14 protein-coding genes are annotated in these 18,381 nt (G+C 54.7%); 5 read left to right on the top strand and 9 right to left on the bottom strand.

The window, feature by feature from the left end:
* Positions 1–721: 721 nt before the first annotated feature.
* Both GSQ93_RS32255 and GSQ93_RS32250 read right to left on the bottom strand, forming a co-directional pair.
* Positions 722–1,774, bottom strand: a complete 1,053-nt coding sequence (locus tag GSQ93_RS32255; protein WP_158939998.1) for an SGNH hydrolase domain-containing protein — start codon at positions 1,772–1,774, stop codon at positions 722–724.
* Entirely contained in the window at positions 1,764–2,765 is a 1,002-nt protein-coding gene (locus tag GSQ93_RS32250) for an acyltransferase (protein WP_301952104.1), read from the bottom strand. The genes GSQ93_RS32255 and GSQ93_RS32250 overlap by 11 nt, the downstream gene beginning before the upstream one ends.
* A 350-nt stretch (positions 2,766–3,115) precedes the next feature.
* On the opposite strand from GSQ93_RS32250, the gene GSQ93_RS32245 reads away from it, so the two are divergent.
* The 3 genes from GSQ93_RS32245 to GSQ93_RS32235 all read left to right on the top strand — a co-directional run bounded on the left by GSQ93_RS32245 (position 3,116) and on the right by GSQ93_RS32235 (position 5,990).
* Positions 3,116–3,259, top strand: coding sequence for a hypothetical protein (locus GSQ93_RS32245; protein WP_158939996.1), 144 nt, complete (start codon positions 3,116–3,118; stop codon positions 3,257–3,259).
* Between the two features lie 2,013 nt (positions 3,260–5,272).
* On the top strand, positions 5,273–5,455 hold the full coding sequence (locus GSQ93_RS32240; RefSeq protein ID WP_158939995.1) for a hypothetical protein: 183 nt from the start codon (positions 5,273–5,275) through the stop codon (positions 5,453–5,455).
* Between the two features lie 142 nt (positions 5,456–5,597).
* Positions 5,598–5,990 (top strand): hypothetical protein, encoded by a 393-nt coding sequence (locus GSQ93_RS32235; protein ID WP_158939994.1) that lies wholly within the window; start codon positions 5,598–5,600, stop codon positions 5,988–5,990.
* 194 nt (positions 5,991–6,184) lie between these two features.
* Here GSQ93_RS32235 and GSQ93_RS32230 read toward each other — a convergent pair whose 3' ends face one another.
* The 4 genes from GSQ93_RS32230 to GSQ93_RS32215 all read right to left on the bottom strand — a co-directional run bounded on the left by GSQ93_RS32230 (position 6,185) and on the right by GSQ93_RS32215 (position 12,964).
* Positions 6,185–6,868, bottom strand: coding sequence for a hypothetical protein (locus GSQ93_RS32230; protein WP_158939993.1), 684 nt, complete (start codon positions 6,866–6,868; stop codon positions 6,185–6,187).
* A 174-nt stretch (positions 6,869–7,042) separates the two neighbouring features.
* Positions 7,043–8,236 carry an integrase domain-containing protein gene (locus tag GSQ93_RS32225; protein WP_158940016.1) on the bottom strand — a complete coding sequence of 398 codons (1,194 nt, stop codon included), beginning with the start codon at positions 8,234–8,236 and terminating at the stop codon, positions 7,043–7,045.
* A gap of 987 nt (positions 8,237–9,223) precedes the next feature.
* Positions 9,224–10,177, bottom strand: coding sequence for a Fis family transcriptional regulator (locus tag GSQ93_RS32220; RefSeq protein WP_216857711.1), 954 nt, complete (start codon positions 10,175–10,177; stop codon positions 9,224–9,226).
* A 2,532-nt stretch (positions 10,178–12,709) separates the two neighbouring features.
* A complete protein-coding gene (locus GSQ93_RS32215; protein WP_158939991.1) occupies positions 12,710–12,964 on the bottom strand; it encodes a hypothetical protein in 255 nt (84 codons plus the stop codon).
* 879 nt (positions 12,965–13,843) lie between these two features.
* Between GSQ93_RS32215 and GSQ93_RS32210 the strand changes: the two genes are divergently transcribed.
* Complete coding sequence (locus GSQ93_RS32210; RefSeq protein ID WP_158939990.1) at positions 13,844–14,098, top strand: hypothetical protein; 255 nt, start codon at positions 13,844–13,846, stop codon at positions 14,096–14,098.
* 325 nt (positions 14,099–14,423) lie between these two features.
* On the opposite strand, the gene GSQ93_RS32205 is transcribed toward GSQ93_RS32210, so the two are convergent.
* Complete coding sequence (locus tag GSQ93_RS32205; protein WP_158939989.1) at positions 14,424–14,636, bottom strand: hypothetical protein; 213 nt, start codon at positions 14,634–14,636, stop codon at positions 14,424–14,426.
* Between the two features lie 1,877 nt (positions 14,637–16,513).
* Here GSQ93_RS32205 and GSQ93_RS32200 point away from each other — a divergent pair.
* On the top strand, positions 16,514–16,981 hold the full coding sequence (locus GSQ93_RS32200; RefSeq protein WP_158939988.1) for a hypothetical protein: 468 nt from the start codon (positions 16,514–16,516) through the stop codon (positions 16,979–16,981).
* 702 nt (positions 16,982–17,683) lie between these two features.
* On the opposite strand, the gene GSQ93_RS32195 is transcribed toward GSQ93_RS32200, so the two are convergent.
* Positions 17,684–17,881 (bottom strand): hypothetical protein, encoded by a 198-nt coding sequence (locus GSQ93_RS32195; protein WP_158939987.1) that lies wholly within the window; start codon positions 17,879–17,881, stop codon positions 17,684–17,686.
* Positions 17,882–17,961: 80 nt separating this feature from the next.
* Positions 17,962–18,381: polysaccharide biosynthesis protein (locus GSQ93_RS38425; RefSeq protein ID WP_254074171.1), on the bottom strand; the 420-nt coding region annotated here is incomplete at its 5' end.

Below are 18,381 nucleotides of genomic sequence, written 5' to 3'. Positions count from 1 at the left end.
GGCGACTCTCAAGTACGGCGACGCTGTCAAATACGTACCGGCGACCGCATGAACGAACACTGTGCCTGGTAGGAAAGCAGCGCGGCCTGAGGCATTAGAGCAATCACAAGGAGTTGACGATCACTTTGCGCTGCCAGCAGTGATGTGAAGCTGTTGGACCCGTGCGACGCATACCTGTCGGAGGACCGGGATTTCTGTCCCGCCCAACGAATAAGGTCCTTGCGCGCGTCCTTCGTCGGAGTCCGGGTCAACGGCCCAGTATGACCGGTCTTAGTGCAGCAGTCCTCACATTATCATGCACGCCGAAGCGGCATTGCAGCATATATCCACACCGAACTTCGATTGAGTTTGCACTCAATGGAGAAGCCCGTATAGTTCTTTTGGCGTAGGAAATCATCAAGGCGATGAGCAAGGTTGTAACGTCGATCGGTTGATCCTAATGGGTATTTTGCGCGATCCGTCGCAGCCATGAATTGAAGTAACGGGTGTGATCGGCTACTGCATCGGGTCAGTGGAATCGAAATCGGCTGCCCAGGCAGTCGAGGGTGTTGTTCGCTCACTTGACACCTGCCCCGCTAATGGATGTCACCGGTCGGCCCGGGATGTCGAATCGCAGAAATTGGCCGACGCCACCGGTCGGCGCTCTGCAAAAGCCAGCCCACGCCAGTTCCTCGATTGCGTACAAAGCAGTCACGAATAGCGTCTCGCAAGCAACGTTTGTTTAGCGCGACTGCATGCTATTGTAGGTGCCCACTTTGGTAGCTGCGACGTTGCCAGTGCCTGCTTGCATTCTTCCGTTGGAATCGCTGAATATCGCATTTACCTCGAGCGGATGTTTTTCAACATATTTTTCAAAATACAACGAGCTACCGGCAAGGCTTAGATGATGATAGTCGTCGTAGCGATAGATAGGCAGACCGTCAAAGTCGAGTTTGCATACCCCGTCACTGCACGGGACGTCGAACGTATGCATGATGGCGACCTGCGGAAATCGGCCCTTTAACCTGTCCAGCATGGCTTTGATCGGCGCGTGCTGATCTTGGGCAATGCGGGCATCAAATTGGCATGCACGCTTTTGAACCGGGAAGAACAAGTCGTTGTAAAACGCGCAGTTAATCAACTCATTCGGGATCATCGGGACGTCGTCTATTATTACAACACGCTTTCCCGCTGCAACGAGCTTTCCAACTGTGCTTCCCAACTCCCTTTCCAACTGGCCCGGCATGAATCCGTGCCCACTTGGCTGCACATTTTCCCCGGTGGCATAGTTTTGATAGTTTTGCCATGCGGACGCCATAAACACGGTTTTGATATCGTCGCTCGACATTACATATTTCATAACCTCTCGGTTGTGAGCAACGCATTGCTGATGAATGTCCTCGTAGGGCGCATAGCCTGCGTGCAACGGTTCATTCTCGATTGGCGGGCAAAGCGTCAACGCCAGATCGTGGACTGCGATGTGCTTTGCTTTTCCCAATTTGTCGAAAAAGTAAATCAAATGATAAGCATGCGAGTCGCCCCAAAGGATCGCCTTATCGGAGGCTTCCGGATCGCCGAGTGTGCAGACGGCTGCGGCGCTCACCTCCACCTTTGACCAACAATCCTTGGCTCGCGGCATGTCAAAAAGCGCAGTGCCTGACCAGTGCACATCTGCCTGAATCCTTGCGGGGTAAGCGAACAAGAAACCGTCTGTCAGCTTGCCGATGCCCGCGACAATGCCAGCCGCAAGCAGCGGAACGGCGATGAAGGCCACCATTGTCTTATTAGCGCCCATTGACACGCGTTGCGCCCGACGCTCGATCATCCAATAGGTAGCGGCCGCGAGTCCCAACGAAGCGACCATTGCGATCGCAAGGTCCCCCACACTGTGCGCACCAAAATCGCCTGAAGGCAAAAAACATCGGCCAGTGCCACAGGTAGATTGGATACGAGATCTTGCCAAGGAAAACGGCAACGCGATTCGACAGGAGGGCATGAGCGTATCGAGCGCGCCGGCCACTGTAGATAACTATCAGCGCTCCCGCGCAAGGGAGAACGGCACCAAGACCCGGAAACTGCGACGCTGCGCTAACGCCCAATATGCCGGCCAGTATCAACGCTATTCCCGTAACGAACACCGCGTCGAAGATGACCACTTTCCCTGCTGCACGCCTTTTCTCGAATATGGCTAGAAGCGATCCGATTAGAAACTCAAAACCGCGATACTGAGCAAAGTAATACGCGCCGGTGGATCCACGATGCGCTTCTAGCACCGCGAATGCGAACGAACCAATTGCCAGTGCGGCAAGAACGGGAATCGTCCATCTTCTCGCCTTACGATAGAGCCCGACCAGCAGTAGCGGCAACACGATATAGAACTGCTCTTCAACTGACGGCGACCATGTGTGCAGAAGCACTTGATCGGTTGCCTCAGGAGCGAAGTATCCCGTTTGCTTGGCCAAGCAAATATTGGACGTCATGGTCGCGACGGCGAGAATATTTTTTCCCAACCGAAACGTGTCTGCAGGTACGCAAAATAGCAGGCTGAATACGAAGGTCGCCACAAGCATTGCATAAAGCGCTGGAATCAAACGCTTCCCACGACGGGCATAAAACTCCTTGAACGAGAACGCGTTCCGATTCAGATCATCAACTATCGAATTGGTAACGACAAAACCCGATATCGTGAAGAAGACATCCACTCCAATGAACCCGCCGCGAAACGCCGTGAAACCTGCGTGGCACAACATGACGGCGATGACAGCCAAAGCACGGAGTCCATCTATATCCGGGCGATACTTTGAGCATGATGCGCACGGCGAGTAGAACCAGCGGCAATCATAGGTGGAGGGTCTGAGTTATTGAATTGGATATCGGCGGTAAAAATGAATGGACTTGCACAGCCGTCGCCCGTGGCGATATCGATGCCACGGTACCCGAGCGCTCAGCCCTCGTCGCTCGGTGCCGGCCAGAATAATACCCGCTGTACATTTCGGAATCGAAGAATGCAACCTGGGCGCCCCGGACGTGCGGTATCGTTTTTTAATATTTGGGAGCGAAAGGGTCATTTAGACAAATATTTCTATGGGCTGCGCTGAGCTCAGTTGCATGCTGGTTACAACGCACTGGATAGCGCATGGAAGGCGAGGAAGCGCGCCATATTTTCGCACACAAGGAGTGCGGCAAAATAGAGCCCATGATTTTCTTGGACAACGACATCAAAGGATTAATTGAGCGCTTGCACGCGCGCACAGCCAAGGTGTTCCGCTTCGTCTGCTAGAAACTTTCACATCGCGCGCATTCGCGATTCACTTCGGCAGGCACCCAAACGCCAAGCGGTATCCGCGAGATGCTTGATGTCCACAGACGTGTTTTCGAGGTACGTCAACGTCTGCGCTTGGCAATGGCCGTGATTCAGGACAGCGTAAGCCGACGTTGAGCACGGCTCCACGTTAAAGCTGCGCCGCCGTCGAGAACACAGCGTGAAGAGGCTTCATTGTCGGCACAGTCAGGTTCACCGCCCAGCATCTGCACGGTCGTACCGGCATCATTGTTGGGCTTAACGCCCAAAACTACTTTGTCGCCGTCAACGCACCAATGGTCATTAGCGTGTACCCCACGCTCGGCTGCGAAAGATCAATATTTAGACGCGCAATCCGCCTCTGCGCTTTTGATAATGCTACGTTCCAAGTAGAGACGCAGCATGCTGGGTCAAGTGAAAGGGAAGCGAGGACGGAGTTAGGGTGCAAAAAAAGGCTCGATTCGCCATGTCCGTGTGACCCGTAACTTGCCAAGGTTATCAGCTCGCGCGAGCACATCACGGTCGCTTGCATCATAGCCGCGAAGCTCGGAATACGTCCGCTGGTTTTCGTCGAACACGTGGCGTATTGCCTGCCGCCGAGGGTTAGGAACCAACTGGTGATTCGGGCCGGCCTTGAGATTGGTATTGCCCGTCTTTGGACCGGCGCGGCGGCGGCCTAAACGTCGCTTTGCACCTCGACAACACCGCGCACCCCCAACGACGATGGCAGTTGAGACTTGGACCGGATCAGATTTTGCATGCCGCATCTCGCTTCTCGTAGACCTGTCCTCGGAAGTGACTGATTCCAGGTCGCGGCGTCGAGCAAAGATCGTCGACAAGAAATGATCGTTCGTATGGTTTGTCGTTCAAGCCGCTGTACATATGATATTGGCCTGATTCCACAGATCGCGATACATCATGCCGACCACGGACGCTCTACGCCCGAGCCTTGTCCGCGTACCGGACAACGACGCGTCCTTCAGTCCGGGAGCCATATTGGTAGTTTAGGCAACTCGACAACCTCGCTAGCGCGGAGGGTCGCAACGATGGCACGATCAAATTCGCCATTGATAGCGCGGAGGGAGCCGGCGGTTAAGGGGTAGGGCCCTCATCCTGTTCGCGCCCGTCGGCGCGCCAACGCTCATGACGACGTCCAGCACCTGAGTGAACGTGCGGACGGGCCGCCGAGCGCGCCGAACCATCGGGACACTGAATCCGAGGCCAATAGCCCAAGTAAGCTGTACTGCCTTTTGCATTTGACTAGCGCAGTCACAGAACGACTCGAAAAACCCACGACTTCATGTCTGAGACCTCGTTGGTTCCTCGATCATCGTTGCGCGCGCTTGTGGTCAGCGCCGCAGAGCACTCGCAATCCCCGGCTTCGAGGCATTTTCCAACATTTGCAACCCGAATACACGCCAATCGCGCGTGCAGGCGGCGGCAGAATTCATGATCTGGTGTGCTCAGGCTGGCGTGACGTGAATCGTGGCCGGTGTAGCCGCCCCATGTGGCATGCCTCGGTCCAGCTACAGACGCCGACGTTGCCGCCTCCCCGTCAAACAACCCTTGGGGTCGACTCGTCACTTTGTTCGACTGGCTCGCGATCGGCCGGGCCGTGCAGCCCGGCAGCGTCAATGCCTGGTCCAAGTCACACCGCGAGCCAAAGGCTACACATCGGTGCGCAGTGTGCGTGCGAATACGGACTTTTTGGCAACCATCGGCATGGAACTTTAACTCCATTTCCTCCGCTGGTTCGAAATCAATTGGTCTTGAAAGAAGTGATGCCTTGACTACAAACAGGAGAACGCTAAGCTTGCCCCAAGGTCAATGTTGAGAGAGACAAAGATGGAGAGCGACGGTTACCGGTATGCCGTAGGAAACTGGGAATCGCTCTGGCCGTGTGAGCCATATATGAAGCATCGTTTCGTTTTGGATCGAGCCTCGCGTACGGTTGTCGCTGCAGAGGACCGACGACTCAAGCGCTGGACGCCCATGACGAAAGCAGACCGCAAATACGTGGAGCAAATCATCCTCGAAACCTGCGGCTGGGTGCTCGATGACCCTAGCGAACTAGGCCTGATGTTGACTACCGAGGTCCCGGCGTGGGCTATGGCCGAATGGCCTTGGCCTCGTGAGCAAGATCGCTTCACGGCACAAGGTTTTGTTGGAGAATAATTGAGCTGCGGCTGATTGGCCGCAATCACCGCGAAGGATTAAGCTTAGTCGAAATTTGCGCAAATCGAGCTAGAGTCGAAGCTTTCTACTTATTCGACATTGGAAATCACGTTCAGGCTGATCGTCGCCGCGCATTTCCAAGGTGCAAAAGCTGTCTGTGCGTCACATTTTCACGCACGCGGAGGCGACAAATGGCATCCTTGATTACTTCGCCGAACGATATCTGGGGATTTGCCGAGCGCATTGGCCCGGTTGCCGCCAAAGCTCCGCTGCGTCCAATCACTTTCGCGCGCGCAATACGTCGCAGCCATTCGTGTGGAATGCGCCGGTGGATGCAGGTGTATCCAACGAAGAACACCCGCTCGCCGGACTGGTTGGTGCGCTTGGTGAACTCATCGAAGGCTACGACGCGGTCCGCTACGTCTCGCCCGATCTGTCACCGGCTAACGTACTGCGCGAACTCATATCCCAGAACGACGTCAAGCAATCGGACTTTCCAAAGATCGCGAGCTCGGGCGTCATATCGGCTTGCTAAACGCAAAGCGCAAATCGATATCCGCCAATTGCGCTCCATTTCGGAGCGCTTGGCATCAGCCCTGTTTTGTTCTTTCCAACTATCTGCGCTGCTTCTCGTCGTTCAGGGCGAGGAAAGTGTCAACATTTGACCCCCCTTTATCGTTGATGGTTAACATGGGGCGCGACACAAGGTGCGCATCGGCTCTTGTTCGATTAACGCGGTCGCTGGTCGATCATTCGCGCACGATGTTCATCTACCGCGTTGGGGCGCAAGTCTAGGCGGCTTTTAATGGCATGGACCACACTCGCCACGCTCACATGTCGCTGCCGGTTCGAAAAGAACCGGATCGTGCGCAACCGGAGGTAATGATAGAGCTCATCCGCCTCGAGTATCGATTCGGGCAAAAGCGGATGTAGCGCGCAAGCGAGAGTGGCCGCAACAGCCAGATTTTCAACCGGGCATGCGTGCGGCAAGAGCAACGAGCGCAGACATCGAACAGCGGCAGCTTGTCTTCTGAGCGGCGAGGTGTGAAGCATCGCCTCGCCCTCTTCGTTAATAACGCCTAGCGTCTCTGCGTCAGGGCCCGGCGCAACAAGTCCCCGAAGCTGCATTGTCATCACGACGAACACGCCGAACGGCGTTACTGCCAGGAGGTCGAGCTTTGTCGTCGGAAAGCGTGTCCCGGGTGCGTGTATCAAGATCACGCGCTCTTGCAAGATGTAATCTTCAACGCCCAGCCGATCCAGCGTTTGTCGAAATGTATGCGACACCAAGGGCGCTGCTGAGCCCAAGCCCGTCGGAGTGCTAGATGCATTTTGATTTGCGGTGTCGGGTGCGTTCTCAGCGCAATCAGGGGCGCCGATTTTGCCTACAGCTGTTTGGATCAAGATGCTCACCTCGTTCAGTTAGGTTAATACCAGCCTACTGAGAAGGTGAGAAAGTCAAGGCAGCAGCAGATGAGGGCGGTCAGGGCCCAATCGAGCGCCTTCGGTCGCTCACCGCTGCAGCACTGGAAGGCAGGTGCGAGGTTCCGCGAGGTTCCGCGACGCCTCGCACCTGCCCCCAAACAACTATGCATCGTTGGAACGAGTGATCAGTGCAGGGCCATCGACTTCGGCCTCGACGACGGCAAACTTTCCAAGCACGCGGTAAAGCGCCTGGCGGGAAATGCCGAGCGCCTTTGCCGCGTTCGATTTATTGCCTCTCGATTGTTCGAGCGCCACGAGTACCTGCGCGTAACTCACCACCGGCGCATCGGCTTTGCGGATCGCCGCGAATGACGAGATGTATGCACTGGCCTTTGTCGCTAGCCCGTGGCCCGCGGCCGCCACGATCCGTTCCATTGCCAATTGGTGCAACTCGGGATCTGGGCGGTGGTCGGGGCGCTTGATCGGCGCGGGCACCCCGGTTACCCTTTCGTACATACGTTGGAGGTACGCGTGGCGCAAGCCGTGAACCGTCACGCCCAACGCCTTTCGAGCGACGCCTTGGCCCTGCAATACGTCGTAGAAATGGCGGTACCATTTCTTGAGCGTCCACGGCTCAGGAATCATCGAACCCGTACGCGGATTCGACAAACGAGCCGCACGGATCAACAACTCGTATTGCCACTCTTCCTCGATTGGTACAACGCGCGGGCGACCGCCTTTCGTGCCGTCAATAATCTGCAAATGTCCCGACAGACGCAAGCATTGGAGCGGGCGCAACAGCATGCTCTCCTGCGCGCGTAAGCCGAACGCCGACTGCAACTCAACCTGAATCGCCACCCAGCGGTCTCGCTCAGTCAGACGCGCGATCACATCGTCGACGTTCACGTTCGCCGCTTCCCACGACTTATCCTGTTGCGCCACGTAATAGCGCCGATAGCCTTCGGGACGCTCGATGTAGTCGTCCACCGTCCCGACGAGTTGATGTTTGCCCATCCATGCAGCGAGTGTGCGCCAATAGGTTAGCTTGTTTTCAACCGTCCCTGGACTTTGCTTCTTTTGGTTCACCCAGAGGTTCACCAGGTGACGGATGTGTTTCTCAGAAATATTCCAGGGCGTTTCAAGTGCAAAACCATCGGCACGAAGTTCTTTGAAACCAGCGATTAAACTCACGACGCGCCGCTCCTGTGTCTTTATGGAAATGGCACTTGCAGTCACGCGCGTTTTGCTATGGGCACGAAAAATATGTTTCTCGAAGAGCTTCTGAAGCTCCTCTCTTAAACGCTTTGGAAGGTTTGAGCCGTCCAGTGCTCGCAAGAAATTCAAAATAACTTTCATATTGGCCAAATTTAAAAGCGGCACCGTCTGTATCAAAACGACGCCACGGGTTGATGACTATCAGTGTTTGCATTTCTGAACTTCAGCGATAGCTTTGTTAAACTACTCGATCTAGGGATACAGTGCCCTGATGGTCCTCGCCCTTATCGCACAGACGCGGCGAGCCAATCACTGCGTTTAAGCAGTGGCCAAGCAATTCTTTCTGCGCGATTTTGTTCGGCAGCGCGAGCCGGTCGATATGGTTTCAAAAACCGCATGAATACTTGCAGGCAGTCGCTCACACGTATTCATGCGGATGCATCAGGTTCGCGTCGACCTAAACGCGAGTGTCCACTCCGACACGCTCTCAGTAGAAGGTAGTTTCCGAAACCAACCGCGGACCAACTAACCACCAGTCGTCCGGAGTACTCAGTTTCCACATTCCTGTAGTTGGACAGCCCGATCCACAGCGCGGTCCGAAGCACCGTGGAACGAATAAAAATACGTGGACCGAGATGTTAATAGCGTCGCTCAGTTCAATGTCGTGTCCAGCGCAATAAGCGTAGTCGCTCTGCCAATAGTCGCGGACCGTCTGTGCATCAATTCGCAGCCTCATGCAGCACTCACGAAAATCACTCTGCCTTCGGCTCCGATACTGGCAAGCTGATTTTCAATCGCGGCAAGAGGACGACAGACTGTTTATGCAAATAGACTGCGCGTAAATGAATAGAGCACAGCCCAGTAATACGATGGCTCAAGCGAAAATAATTTCAACCGTACCATCGTTACAGCGCGACAAGAACGATGAATAGCTTGAACACTTTCAACCAAGATAGCTCTCCTCTGCGAAAATGGTAGAGACTTGATGCGCTCAAAAAGCGCCCACTAACCTATCAAGGTTTAGTTTCTGAAAAATTTATCGAACGCCTGACACAAAATTTCCAACGGGGCCGCAGACCTTATTTGAGCCTCATGCACATTGCTGTTCACACGTTGTGCCACGTCGCGCTAAGAATTGGGAATCGTTCGTGCTCTCGTTGGCGCAATCGTCGAGGAGTATTTCGTCGACTCAGCAGTAAGTCCCACGCCAACGGATTCGACAAGGCGTAGCATGGCCGCACGACGCACGTCGCTGTTGCGCGTCAACTCGACGTGGTCTACAAACAGATCACCAGCGTGCTCCAGTGACTGAGACGGGTTCGCCATGCGCTCCGCGTAGGCCGCGCGCAGACCACTAATCGTGACACCCCAAATCGTGCGCGATAGACCTTGAGAGCGCAACACGTCGTAGTAGTGGCGATACCACGCCTTCAATGTCCAGGGCGCGGGATACATGACGCCATTCGTCGGGCTGGACAAGCGCGCCGCGCGCAGCAACAGGTCATATTGCCAGCGCTCACCAAGCGTTATTACGCGGCCCCCGCCGTTTCTCGCTCTATCAGGAATATGCAATTGTCCTGACAACCGCACAAACTCCAACGGCCGAAATAGCATGCTGCTTGTGGGTCGCAAATTGAACGCGCATTGCAGTTCGACCTGAACACTCACCCAACGGTCCTGCGCGGCCAAGCGCGTCACGACATCATCCACCTGAATGTACGGTTTGTCTTGAGCGTTATCGGTTCGCGGCGCATAAGGGCGGCCGTACCCACTTGGTTTTTTGATGTAATCGTCGACGATCTCGAGCAGTGGAGCCTTGCGCATCTTCTTGGCGAGGTTGCGCCAGTGCGTGAGCTTGCTTAGAACAACGGGTGGGCCTTGCCCGCTCTTATCAATCCACAGATGCATCAGATAACGGATATGCTTTTCGCGTACATACCAGGGCGAGCTCAATGCATACCCCCCGGCACGAAGCTCATTGAATCCGGTGATCAGGACCTCAAGCGCAGATTCGGATGTCATGTCCGAGTCCTTGCCGAGCAGTATTGCGGTTTTTTCTCTTGCATGCCTGCTTGACGACATAAGCGCTACCAGATCCTCTACCAGACGCTCGGGTAAGCGCGCCTGTCCGCCCACATTCTGATTTCGGGACATAGGTTTTCAATAAAGAAAAATTTTCAATTAAGGTCGGCCTACCAAGGCGCCGTGTTCGTTGTTTGCTGGTCAGCCGGCGACGGGCAAGGCTGCACGCCTGCGGCGAAGCCGAGAGCACAAATGACAAGCATCATGAGTGTGCACTGAAGTTACTGCGCCGCCTGTCGCTGAAGCCGGCCGTGCGCGGTTCTTCACATGAAACAATCTAGTGACCCTTCCCGTTCGCGCGAATATTGTGACCTTGGCTGTAAGCATTTTTCCCTTTATGGTCCTCGGGTAAGGTAAGCCGTCGTGCCGATCGAAACGACGGAGTGGTTGGATGAAACTGCTCGCTTGCATTCCGGAACTTTAGAGATTGCTGTTTGATCTACCAGATGCAGGGAAGCGGCTGCACTCCGATAGTCCCAGGTCACAACCTGACTTGGGCTACTCAACCGACGCACGATGTGCGACAACTGAGCAATTCTTTTTGCGCATTTTGGGTTCGGCTGCGCGTGCCGATCGATAGATTTTCGGAAACCCGTACGTTAGACGTACATATGGTTTCCCGCCCCTGACAGGCCGGTGCATCGTTGCCGCAGTGTGTCGGGCAGCTTGCATCGCGCCCAGCGACTAGGCTGAAGGGGCGAGGTGAACGGTCGGGGACGCGGTGAGTCCGGTCACGCGTTCCATGATCATCGCAGGGCGTCATATGCACGACGATCCAGCGAGGTAGATGTGCGCGAAATGTCCGGTACTTGGACACACGCGAGTCAAGCATTGAATTGACGTCAGCGACGTCTGTAAATGAGATGGCTTTCTTCGAAAGCGCTTTGGGCAAGTTGGGGCCATAAGGCTCAGGTCGATGCGTCGATGGCGCGGGGTATGAAAAGATCGTAACGCTACGCGCAGCCCGAAGAACTTGGAATGCTCGCAAATTTGCTATGCCTTTCGCTCAAAGACTGCCGCAGCGGCTCAGAGAGTTCTTAAAACGAACATGCCCCGTGTGGCAACACGTGTCTCGCGAACAGGAGCGAGTCCTCTTACAGACCCACTCACTGTATTTGCCGATCGCTATGTGAACGTGGGTTGGTTGGACCGAATGGCCCTGCGAGCGTCGGCATCGCTTGAATTCTTAGCGCGAGCGATTGATTGGGGGGCGAGGCCAACATGGGAAAAATCGCCGAGCAATCAGTGCAAAAACGACCCGAGCGGAGAGGAGACCTTGCGAACACCGCGTATCGGTAACGGGGCCGCAGCTCGAAGATATTGGCTATTGAAAAGGCAGCGATAGGCGAGAGCCAATTCAGAGCGCTACCTGCGCGTGATTTTTTGAACAAACCAGGCGTTAGGAGCAAAGGCTAGATGCAACCTGTTGATGGGGGTAACCCAGAAAGCTCACCAATACGCATTCTGCAAGGGAGCAGATACCTGCTCCGGTTCCTCCATATTCGGTCTATCGCGTGGTCAGTCGCCCACCCAACGGGTCGAGCATCATGTAAGCTTAGTTCCCGACGACTGAGCATTCTATTCTGGTACGGCTGAACCGGTGCAAGTGTCGCTCTCTGATCGATGCCATCGTATAGTCAAATAGTCAATCCACTCACGGCCTTCGCATAAGCGGGTTGTCCGACGCTTGGCCAAATCAAGGAAATGCCCGCGCGCGTTGCAGCTCGCTGCGGCGTCCAGCCGGGTTCAACGCTTCACGGCTTCATGCACTAGAGCGTTTCAATAGCAGACCTGAATACTGGGAACGCGTGTTGGCACCGGGTCTTGAAGGCCTTCTGCAAGAGCAGATACGAGCACAATCTCGCTGCCGTATCCGTCCATACTGCTTTCTTTGGTCGCCGTCGCTTTGAAACACTCGCCAGCCGACGCCATGCAATAGAGAGATAAGATGAAAAGCCGCAATATAGCGAATACTCTAGCGAATACCTAGCACATCTTTGAGCGGTTATGGCGCCGCTAAGCTATACGTTTTTAGTGAGCTTTACCGCTTTTACGCGATGGCATGCCATTTTCGAAGGTCACTGGACTCAACCCGACGGTAAGCCATCGGTAAGCTTAGAGGCAAGACAGACACCCCCGTTTCGTCCAGTTTATTCGTACTCCACGTGCCATCCGCTTGCACGCCGTTCTGCGGCTGATCGCGTGGTATCGTCCCCCACCGTGCCCGCCAACGTCAATGTCGATGGTGCCCTCGACGATATGGGAAATGACGACTAATCCATTCTTTCCCGCACCTTCACAATCATTTTTAGCGACTGTCTTATCTATCCCGTAGGGCTCGCTAAGCCTCCTGCATTGCCTCCGCCTGTGATCAGAAAGTGCGTCCCGCACAGGGTGTTCGCACGGTGGTAACCTTGCCCGCTGCGTTCCTTCGTTCATCAAGCGCACTCACACCACGTCCCACCGCCCTCCAAATTGCCCTGTTGAAAAACCGACTTGCCGGCTTTTTTCTTCCAGAAATCCCAGCGTGTTTCATCGCAGGAAGATCAGATAGAAGCGCACGAAGGAAAGCAGTCCCAGCATGAAGATGTAGACCAAGGTCCAAAATCCCCACGCCCAGAAAAAGACCATCAGCGTGACGCCGGAGATCCATGGGCCAAGCGCTGAATGGGCGAAGTACCTCATGTCGACGTACCACAGCAGATAAAAGACCAGGCCGATGATAAAGCGGCGAACCTTCGGGTGCAATTGCATGAAGCCTGTGCTGAGCAGACGTGCTGTGTTCATGGCTTCCTCCCGTATCTCGCCGCCAGGGCACAGCCGAAGGGCATTGCGGATTCCCATGCCGTAGTCGCGATGCCGATTAAGAGCCAAAAGCTCACGGTGCGAATCCAGTCTAGATGTGCTGCTGCGTTGAAGAGGTTCATGCGCTTTCCTTTTGAGGGCTTGCTTCGCTGCTCCGTCATCGGTCAGCCAAGCCACAACCCATCATCGCAGGTTTAATTCAAAGTCAAGTATGCCTAAATTTTAACTTTCAAAATCCTGCTAGATCTTCGTAGGTACGGCGACCGTCAAAATATCGCTCACCGAGCGGTTCGACACCTAATCAATGGCGTGCGTTGACTAACCATGGGCGGCATCAACGCCGCCAATTTTTCGAGTACGATCGATCCCGTTCTGCTCGACCCGAGAGAAACGCGTACAGCAAAAGCGTCATCATATCCGGCCTTTGCAGCGCGCATTTCGCGCGGCGCGGAAGGTAACGAGTTATGGGTGTACTGGGTGTACGCGGGCGGAGTCAACCAAGCGAAGCAAGCAGCGCCCTCATTCGAGACCTTTGAACCGGAAGCAACTCGAACGAACTTTCAATCAGAGCAAACCGTCTGCGCCAATAAGCTATATCCAGTCCGTGTATCGGCGTGTATCGGTCTGCGTGCATCATAAGCCGCACGACTTTTTCGAGATGATCTAGCTCTTCGTCTGCAAGACGGGACGGACGCGCTTTCGCCCTCCTTGCCACCGCTCCTAATTGCGTCGGATTCTTCATTTGCAACGACCGGTAGAACCGATGTTGGCGTATGCGAGGCCGGTCAGGCTCGTCGAGTCGTTGCGACCCGAGGCGAACGCAATGCTGGGCGCGATATTCGTGAGACAGGCGGCTAACCCATGCGCGGGGTTAGCCGGGCGCTTATGAGAGGCGGCAATGGGGCGAAAAACACGGCAAAGACAAAAGGAGTGGAACATGTCGAAGAAGGATCAGATGTGATAACCCACCTTCTCAGTTCCAAAACAAAGTCAAGCATGACGAAGTATCGATCACCAATCTTTGCGATTTTTATTGAAATGAATCGTCGTTGGGATGAATATCGTGGCCGTGTGCCCATGCGCCAAGCGATCGCCTTGTTCCTGATTTCCAACTAAGGAAAGATTGCACCACTCCCACTTAGCCACCGATTGGGTGGACAGTTCTGTGGAAAACTTATCGAGAGCTTTCCGAAGTCGTTGTTTGCATGACTGTTTAATCTTCCGCTCAGATATACGGCACCGGCCGACACGTTAATCGGTCAATGACGGCTCTGTTTTGGGCGGCTCGTTTCGCGCCGGCCTAGGAGGTAGCTAGAGTGCGAGCCCGCAATCGCTGCGATGCGGATCAAGACAGGATCGGATTGGGCGAATTGCTGCCTAAATCGAACGAACGAAGCTTCGCTTTCGAAAAAAACCGATGACGGCGTTCGCCAGTGCGGCATCAATCAACCGCTTGCCGGCGTTCAGATAAGGCAGCAATGACATCCAGTTCTGGGATCCAGACGCGGTACTCCTCGAGGTCGGCCGTGCTGGTGATTTGGATGAAATTTGACGTATTGGCAGAAGCATCCTCGGCAGGCATCGGCTCGCTTTGCTCGCCGAGCGCCAGCCATTGGGGCCGCCCCTCTCGCCGCACCCAAAAATCGGCGCTCAAGCCGTGATCGTCGGATCCGACGCCAGGGCGCTCACAGTACATGGCGACAGGCGTGTTAGCCTCCGGCAAGACCTAGCCGCACCTGACCTCCGGAAGCCAGCCCTGCCGCATTGCAGTTTCGGGGACCACTATGGTGAAGCGTCTGCTTCGGCAGCCGAGAAACAGGAAGGGATTCTGGTCGGCTCATGGCGGCTGTTCCAGTAGTGGTGCAGGTTCGATGAATACTGATGCAGGCGGAAAATCGCGTGCTTCAAGAATCCAGGCGCCAAATGACGCCCTGGCAATCGCCCAAGGCAGCTTGGCCAACCGGCGACTTTTGCACTATGAATGATGAAGACATCGATCGTTGCGGGGGACGGAGGCGGTGAAGCTTGATCTTATGCACCAAATTGGAACATATCATGATAACGTCCGTTTTCGTGGATTGAAACCGGTAGTCACTTGATTACAAAGAGTTTTACCCTATTTCCGGGGCTGATGAGTGATGGACGCAAATGCTCCGATTCCCCTCATCACTCGAGGCGAGGAAAGCGCGGGGAAACTAGGCATCGCCACATAAGGGAGATTCATTGGGACGGAAAGCTCGCATTATTCGTGGGCTTTCTGAGGAGTGAGCAATATCACGATAAAGCCCATTGTCCGAAATCTGACCCCTCCTAACATATTCTGTGCATGGCTTCCCAAAGACGCTTAAATCTCTCAGTCTTTCGAGCGAGAAAACTAGATGCGGGCTGTTTCAAGCTACCCGTTCAACAGGGGTTGCCGTGCGTCTCTTTAAAAACCAGCGCCAGCGGCGCTCACGACGGCTCCCGGCATGTACGCGTAGGAAGATCCTAGCAAAATCATCTTCGAAACCAGCACACGGCTCCTTGACGTCGCGAAGGGACAATATGCTGGTGTTGGGGGCGACCTAAGCCGCCCCCATAAAAGCGCATTCTCGCCGCCATTTGGTACCGGTTTTGCACCGCCGACAACAATCGCCGAGCTCAACATAAGATCAAGCCAATTATTATTACGACACGCTGGGTTTCATGCTCATCAGGCACTTGCTGCGTGACTCCGCACAACGGACGCTTGGGACGAGCCTCCCCCGGCAATAGGGCCGCAGCCTGATCCCGTCATAGCAGTTGATATCATAGATGCCGGGGAATACCGAGGCTGTCAAATAAGAAAACGTCAGCACCTGGTAGGAGTCGGAAAGACTGTAGATCAATCCAACTGGCCGCCATCGTTTGAACGCAGCACGCGAAAAGCGCTATATAAATTGCAAGCTTTTCGCTTCTTGCGCGACGCCGCCACGGCATAGACTGTCTCCATTCCCGCGCTATTGCGCATCGATCCAAGCAGACCAGCTCGCTGGTGGCTTCCTGCCTTGCCCGTCCTTTTGTGCAAGACGCTTCCCGGTACGTGTCTTACCCTTTAGCTTCCTACGCAGTCGCAAAACATGTTCACGCTCGCTTGCGTTCCAGCGTATTTGACGCGTTTTTGTGCTGGATGATGTGCCGTTTCGCGGCCTTGCATCGCTGTTTCATGCCAAGCGCGCACCCAAACTTCATCTGTCGTAAATCGGCGAGTGACAGCAATCACCAATGCGTATTTCCCGGTGGGTCGATCTGTCCGATCTCCTACCGATACATGGCGTCGTTCCCACATGACGACGCTTTCCTTGCGGGTGGTTCCCGCAAGGGACCACCTCGTATTCTTTGAGGTCAAATCGTGAAAATCATCAAGTCCTTATATGCGGTTCGTGGCGGCGCTCGCGTGCGTCACGCGGCAATGTTTTATCGAGCGGTCTGCGACATACACCGTAGCATCGGGCGCGAACCACGCACGCCTGAGCGTATCGCTCGTGATCACAATGAAAATCAGGGAGACAAATGATGAAGCTTGCCAAAGCGAAAATTCAATACCCCTGTGGCACGAATGTCATCGACCGCGTGTCGCTAGATGTACAAACGGGCGAAGTTTTGCTTCCACCCCGCTTAAGAGATGTGATGAAGGAAATGGATAAGAGCGAAACGTCGTCAAGTTTCAGTCTCGAATATCAAGGCTGCATGTTAGCGGTAGCAGTCGACACAACCGGGACATTCCGTGTCAAGGTTCCTGATGTGAGTACAGCAACGCGTCGAAGCGGCTTGCGGTCGCTGGCCTTCCCATCAAAAGATCAGCGGGAGCAGAATGGCCATCTTCTTCACCTGCTAAGTGCTGCATCGTTCATAGGTGCCGCGCTCAGCGCGCTTTCCACGACGACCTGGAATGGGCATGCAATCGCGCAGACAGGCAGTCTGACTATATCAGCACTGCTTTTATGGGCAGTCGGCTTTTATTGCATCAAGGAGGACTGATCATGGGAGCCTCAATTTTTACGATCGTGCTTGCTGTCGTTCTTGCGATCTTCTTTGGATGGACATCTCACAATGGCCGAAGGTCGGAACGAGAACGACATGGGAAGTGATGCTCGAACGATAGTTCGCCGAAGTCGTAGTGTTTGACGACATTAAGCGCCAAGGCCGCACCTTAACGGGTGCGGCTTTTTTGTTATGCGCTAACCGCACGAGCTCCCAGCGTTTTGTTGAGTCGCTTATAGCGGTAGCACGAAAATTACCACTACCGGCTAAGCGAAGTTCCCGCTCTCATACGCGAAGCTACCCCCTCCGCACCAGCCCGGTCGGATGTTTCGCAGACAGGCGAGTCGTGGAATGGCAATGAAATTAACGCTGCATCTAAGATTGATGAGATCGCCCAAAAAGAGGCATGACAGGTCGGCCTGAGGCCCATCGATCGCCAATAGTTGATCGCGATTTCCAGGTCCGTGATCGTGAAGAATTTTTCAGCGCTTATCATTTACGAAAAAAACGAAAATTTACGTCCTTTACGGCATAAACATAAATTTACAATCATCTGCAATAACATTTAAAATCAGTTACTTATGGGTGAGAGACGATTGAAAGGGGCGATGGCATGCCATCGCGGCTTAACGTCAAACCGGCAAAGCAACCAGGGCGAAAATCGCAAAGGCCGAGAGGAACGGAGGAAAAGGCCGAACGTCACGAAATGCGACTCGGTTCGGTCTGGCAGTAAAGAATCTTCGCTTCGCCAACGACCGGAATCGTCGATACCGATACCCGACGCGAGGCAGCCGCAATGATCGCCGTATCGGTTATGAGTAGTTCCACCCACTGAGTTCGAAGTCCGTGAAGAAAGCCCGGGGCTTTGAGGAAGAGATGGACGTCACGTTGACCCATAGCACTCTCGTCACACTGGCTTGCTCTTCGCTTTGCTACCGCATGCGTCCGTTACGGCATCAGACAATTCAGGGGCGAACTCAACCGTTTCGAATCGATTGAACGCTCGTCAAAACCGGCGGCATGGTCGTCTGATACTCCGGCACCCAGCGGCGCAGGTCACGCCGCACTTCTTCATCTGCCAGCACACGATGCTGCATCAGCCACGGCAGCAATTCATCGAGGAAGTGATTCGGCACCTCTCGCGCCTGCGCGATCCGCAGTTTCGGATGCGGCGTGCGGGTGGTCGTCTCGTCGTCGGCAAGCAATTCTTCGTACAGCTTTTCGCCCGGTCGCAGGCCCGTGAACACGATCCGGATCTGCTCCTCCGTGAACCCGTACAACCGGATCAGATCCCGCGCCAGATCCACGATCCGTACCGGCTCACCCATATCCAGGATAAAGATCTCGCCACCACGCCCCATGCTCGACGCCTGCAGCACCAGTTGCGCGGCTTCGGG

It is taken from the genome of Burkholderia sp. S171, assembly GCF_009766085.1.
In the GTDB taxonomy this organism is placed as follows: Bacteria; Pseudomonadota; Gammaproteobacteria; order Burkholderiales; family Burkholderiaceae; genus Caballeronia.
This window is presented reverse-complemented; position numbering and strand designations above follow the sequence as displayed.

What these genes read in the sequence shown, in the direction of transcription:
- GSQ93_RS32255 (WP_158939998.1), bottom strand. Translation starts at nt 1,774, where the DNA reads ATGGGCGCTAATAAGACAATGGTGGCCTTCATCGCCGTTCCGCTGCTT.
- GSQ93_RS32245 (WP_158939996.1), top strand. Translation starts at nt 3,116, where the DNA reads ATGGAAGGCGAGGAAGCGCGCCATATTTTCGCACACAAGGAGTGCGGC.
- GSQ93_RS32240 (WP_158939995.1), top strand. Translation starts at nt 5,273, where the DNA reads ATGACGAAAGCAGACCGCAAATACGTGGAGCAAATCATCCTCGAAACC.
- GSQ93_RS32225 (WP_158940016.1), bottom strand. Translation starts at nt 8,236, where the DNA reads ATGAAAGTTATTTTGAATTTCTTGCGAGCACTGGACGGCTCAAACCTT.
- GSQ93_RS32220 (WP_216857711.1), bottom strand. Translation starts at nt 10,177, where the DNA reads ATGTCGTCAAGCAGGCATGCAAGAGAAAAAACCGCAATACTGCTCGGC.
- GSQ93_RS32215 (WP_158939991.1), bottom strand. Translation starts at nt 12,964, where the DNA reads ATGAACACAGCACGTCTGCTCAGCACAGGCTTCATGCAATTGCACCCG.
- GSQ93_RS32210 (WP_158939990.1), top strand. Translation starts at nt 13,844, where the DNA reads ATGCGCGGGGTTAGCCGGGCGCTTATGAGAGGCGGCAATGGGGCGAAA.
- GSQ93_RS32200 (WP_158939988.1), top strand. Translation starts at nt 16,514, where the DNA reads ATGATGAAGCTTGCCAAAGCGAAAATTCAATACCCCTGTGGCACGAAT.
- GSQ93_RS32195 (WP_158939987.1), bottom strand. Translation starts at nt 17,881, where the DNA reads ATGGGTCAACGTGACGTCCATCTCTTCCTCAAAGCCCCGGGCTTTCTT.